Below are 3,577 nucleotides of genomic sequence, written 5' to 3'. Positions count from 1 at the left end.
ATCGCCCGCGTCATCGGCCCCACCCCGCCGGGGTTGGGCGACAGCCAGCCCGCGACGTCCGCGACGCCCGGGTGCACGTCCCCGACGATCTTGCCGTGCTCGTCGCGGCTCACGCCGACGTCGAGCACGGCCGCGCCCGGCCGGATGTCCGCGGGCTTGATCAGGTGCGGCGAGCCGGCCGCGGCCACCACGATGTCCGCCTGCCGCAGGTGGGCGGCGAGGTCGCGGGTGCCGGTGTGGCACTGGGTGACCGTGGCGTTCTCGGACTTGCGGGTCAGCAGCAGCGGCAGCGACCGCCCGATGGTCACGCCGCGCCCGACCACCACGACGTGCGCCCCGTTCAGCTCCACCCCGAACCGGCGCAGCAGCCGGATGCAGCCGTTGGGCGTGCAGGGCAGCGGGGCCGGCTCGTTGAGCACGAGGCGGCCGAGGTTCGTGGGGTGCAGCCCGTCGGCGTCCCTGGCCGGGTCGATCAGCTCCAGCACGCGGTTCTCGTCGATGTGCCGCGGCAGCGGCAGCTGCACGATGTAGCCGGTGCAGGCCGGGTCCTCGTTCAGCTCGCGGACGACCGCCTCGATCTGCTCCTGCGTGGCCGTCGCGGGCAGTTCGCGCTGGATCGAGGCGATGCCGATCTCGGCGCAGTCGCGGTGCTTGCCCGCGACGTACTTCTGGCTGCCCGGGTCGTCGCCGACCAGGAGTGTGCCGAGGCCGGGCGTGACACCCCGGCCCTTGAGCGCCTGCACGCGCGTGGCAAGCTCGGACTTGATCGCGGCCGCGGTGGCCCTGCCGTCGAGAATCTGGGCGGTCATGGGCCCATCCTCCCCGATGCTGCGGGTAACAGACCAATCAGCCGGTCTGGACAGCCGTCCTCGGGCCAGGTCAGTGTGTCAGTTACGTCCGATAACCGCGGAAGAAGGGCACCGTGAGCCTCCCCGACCAGAACAACCCCTACGGCGGGCCCCAGGGCCAGCAGAAGCAGGCGCAGCAGCAGCCTGCCCAGCAGCAGCAACAGCCCTACGGCTACCCGCAGTACCCCGCCGCCGGCCAGCCTTACCCGGTGTACCCGGGCGGCCCCGGCCCGTACGGCGGCGTCGAGCACCCGACGAGCATCCCGGGCAAGACGACGGCCGCCCGCGTCATGATGTTCGTCACCGGCGGGCTGCAGGCCCTGCTCTCCACGCTGCTGCTCATCGGCATCGCGGCGGCGAAGGAGGACTTCGAAGAAGGCTTCCAGGACGGCTCGGGCCTCGACATCACCGCCGAGGCCGTGGCCGTCGGCATCGCCGTCCTGCTCGTGCACGCGATCCTGGGCATCGTCCTGGCGTCGATGTTCGGCAAGGGCGCGGGCGGCGTGCGTGCCGGCAGCATCGTGTGGCTGAGCTTCCTCATCCTCTTCGGTGTGCTGACGATCCCGCTGGGCCTCGTCTGGGTGACGCTCGGCATCATCTCGATCGTCATGCTCGCGAACCGCGACTCCGGACGCTGGTTCTCCCGCCCCAGGCAGTGACGTGACCGTCGCTGCGCAGACGAACGGAGCCCCGCCGGTGCAGGCGGGGCTCCGTTCGTTCGTGCGGGCGGGCGTCAGTGGTAGAAGTGCCGTGCGCCCGTGAGGTACATGGTCACGCCCGCCTTCCGCGCGGCCTCGACCACCTGCTCGTCGCGGATCGAGCCGCCGGGCTGCACCACGGCCCGTACCCCGGCGTCGAGCAGCACTTCGAGCCCGTCGGGGAACGGGAAGAAGGCGTCCGAGGCGGCGTACGCCCCGGCCGCACGCTCCGCGCCCGCGCGCTGCACGGCCAGCTTCGCGGAGTCGACGCGGTTGACCTGACCCATGCCGACGCCGACGGTGGCGCCGTCCGCGGCCAGCAGGATGGCGTTGGACTTCACCGCGCGGCACGCCCGCCAGGCGAACGCCAGGTCCGCGAGGCCCGCCGCGTCCAGACCGGCGCCCGCGGCCAGCGTCCAGCCGGCCGGGTCGTCGCCCGCGGCCTGGAAGACGTCCCGCTCCTGCACCAGCAGCCCGCCGTCGATCGGCCGGAACTCCCGTGCCTGCCGCGGGGCTCCGGCGCTGCGCAGGATGCGGATGTTCTTCTTCCGCGTCAGCGCCTCCAGCGCCCCGTCCTCGTACGCGGGCGCCACGATGACCTCGGTGAAGATCTCCGCGACCTGCTCGGCCAGCTCCTTGGACACCGGCCGGTTGACGGCGATCACGCCGCCGTACGCGGACACGGGGTCGCAGGCGTGCGCCTTGCGGTGCGCCTCGGCGACGTCGTCGGCGACGGCGATGCCGCAGGGGTTGGCGTGCTTGATGATGGCGACGCAGGGGCGCTCGTGGTCGTACGCGGCGCGGCGGGCGGCCTCGGTGTCGACGTAGTTGTTGTACGACATCTCCTTGCCGTGCAGCTGCTCGGCGCCGGGCAGGCCGGTGCCGGAGCCGTCGGTGTAGAGGGCCGCGTCCTGGTGCGGGTTCTCGCCGTAGCGCAGGGGGTTCAGGCGGGTGTAGGCGGCGCCGGTGAAGTCCGGCGGGCCGTCGTCGGCCGGGGCGTAGTCCTCGGCGAACCAGTTGGCCACGGCCACGTCGTACGCCGCCGTGTGCTGGAACGCCTCCGCCGCGAGCCGCTTGCGCTGCGCCAGGTCGAAGCCGCCGTCCGCGACGGCCTTGAGCACCTCGTCGTAGCGCGCCGGGTTGACGACGACCGCGACCGACGGGTGGTTCTTCGCCGCGCCGCGGACCATCGACGGGCCGCCGATGTCGATCTGCTCCACGCACTCGTCGGGGGAGGCGCCGGAGGCGACGGTCTCGGCGAACGGGTAGAGGTTGCTCACCAGCAGCTCGAACGGCTCGACGCCCAACTCCGCGAGCTGACGCCGGTGGTCGTCGAGGCGCAGGTCGGCGAGGAGGCCGGCGTGCACCCGCGGGTGCAGGGTCTTCACCCGGCCGTCCAGGCACTCGGGGAAGCCGGTCAGCTCCTCGACCTTCGTCACCGGCACGCCGGCTGCGGCGATGCGGGCGGCCGTCGAGCCGGTGGAGACGAGCGCGACCCCCGCCTCGTGCAGCCCGCGGGCCAGCTCCTCCAGCCCCGTCTTGTCGTACACGCTGATCAGCGCGCGGCGTACCGGCCGCTGTGCGCCGGACGCCGACGCCTCTGAATTACTCACCGAACCGAACCTTTCGATCCTCGACGCGGTACCCGTCCCGGGCCAGCCGGCCCACGACCTCGACGAGCAGCCGCCGTTCGACTGCCTTGATGCGCTCGTGCAGCGCCTCGCCCCCGTCCCGGTGGTCCTCCTCGCGGACCTCGACCGCGCCCTGCGCGATGATCGGGCCGGTGTCGACGCCTTCGTCGACGAAGTGGACGGTGCACCCGGTGACCGTCACGCCGTGCGCGAGCGCGTCGCGTACGGCGTGGGCGCCGGGGAAGCTGGGGAGCAGCGCGGGGTGGGTGTTGACGAACCGCCCCCCGAAGCGGGCCAGGAACTCCTTCCCCACGATCTTCATGAACCCGGCCGAGACCACGAGGTCCGGCTCGTACGCGGCGGTGGCCTCGGTCAGCGCCCGGTCCCACTCGGCGCGGGT

Annotated in this window: 4 protein-coding genes; 1 reads left to right on the top strand and 3 read right to left on the bottom strand. The window is 72.8% G+C overall.

Annotation, left to right across the window (positions count from 1 at the left end; translation table 11 throughout):
• Positions 1–809, bottom strand: an 809-nt coding sequence (locus tag H5J30_RS22270) for a bifunctional methylenetetrahydrofolate dehydrogenase/methenyltetrahydrofolate cyclohydrolase (RefSeq protein WP_181789158.1), incomplete at its 3' end; no start/stop codon positions are given.
• 113 nt (positions 810–922) lie between these two features.
• Between H5J30_RS22270 and H5J30_RS22265 the strand changes: the two genes are divergently transcribed.
• The gene (locus H5J30_RS22265) at positions 923–1,507 is read left to right on the top strand and encodes a hypothetical protein (protein ID WP_181789157.1); all 585 of its coding nucleotides are present in this window, start codon (positions 923–925) and stop codon (positions 1,505–1,507) included.
• A 74-nt stretch (positions 1,508–1,581) separates the two neighbouring features.
• Here the strand turns inward: H5J30_RS22265 and purH are convergent, their stop codons facing one another.
• Positions 1,582–3,159 (bottom strand): bifunctional phosphoribosylaminoimidazolecarboxamide formyltransferase/IMP cyclohydrolase, encoded by a 1,578-nt coding sequence (purH, locus tag H5J30_RS22260; RefSeq protein ID WP_181789156.1) that lies wholly within the window; start codon positions 3,157–3,159, stop codon positions 1,582–1,584.
• Positions 3,152–3,577: phosphoribosylglycinamide formyltransferase (gene purN, locus H5J30_RS22255; protein WP_181789155.1), on the bottom strand; the 426-nt coding region annotated here is incomplete at its 5' end. The genes purN and purH, both read right to left, overlap by 8 nt.

Origin of the sequence: Streptomyces phytophilus, from assembly GCF_013870535.1 — a bacterium.
Classification (GTDB): domain Bacteria; phylum Actinomycetota; class Actinomycetes; order Streptomycetales; family Streptomycetaceae; genus Streptomyces; species Streptomyces phytophilus.
This window is presented reverse-complemented; position numbering and strand designations above follow the sequence as displayed.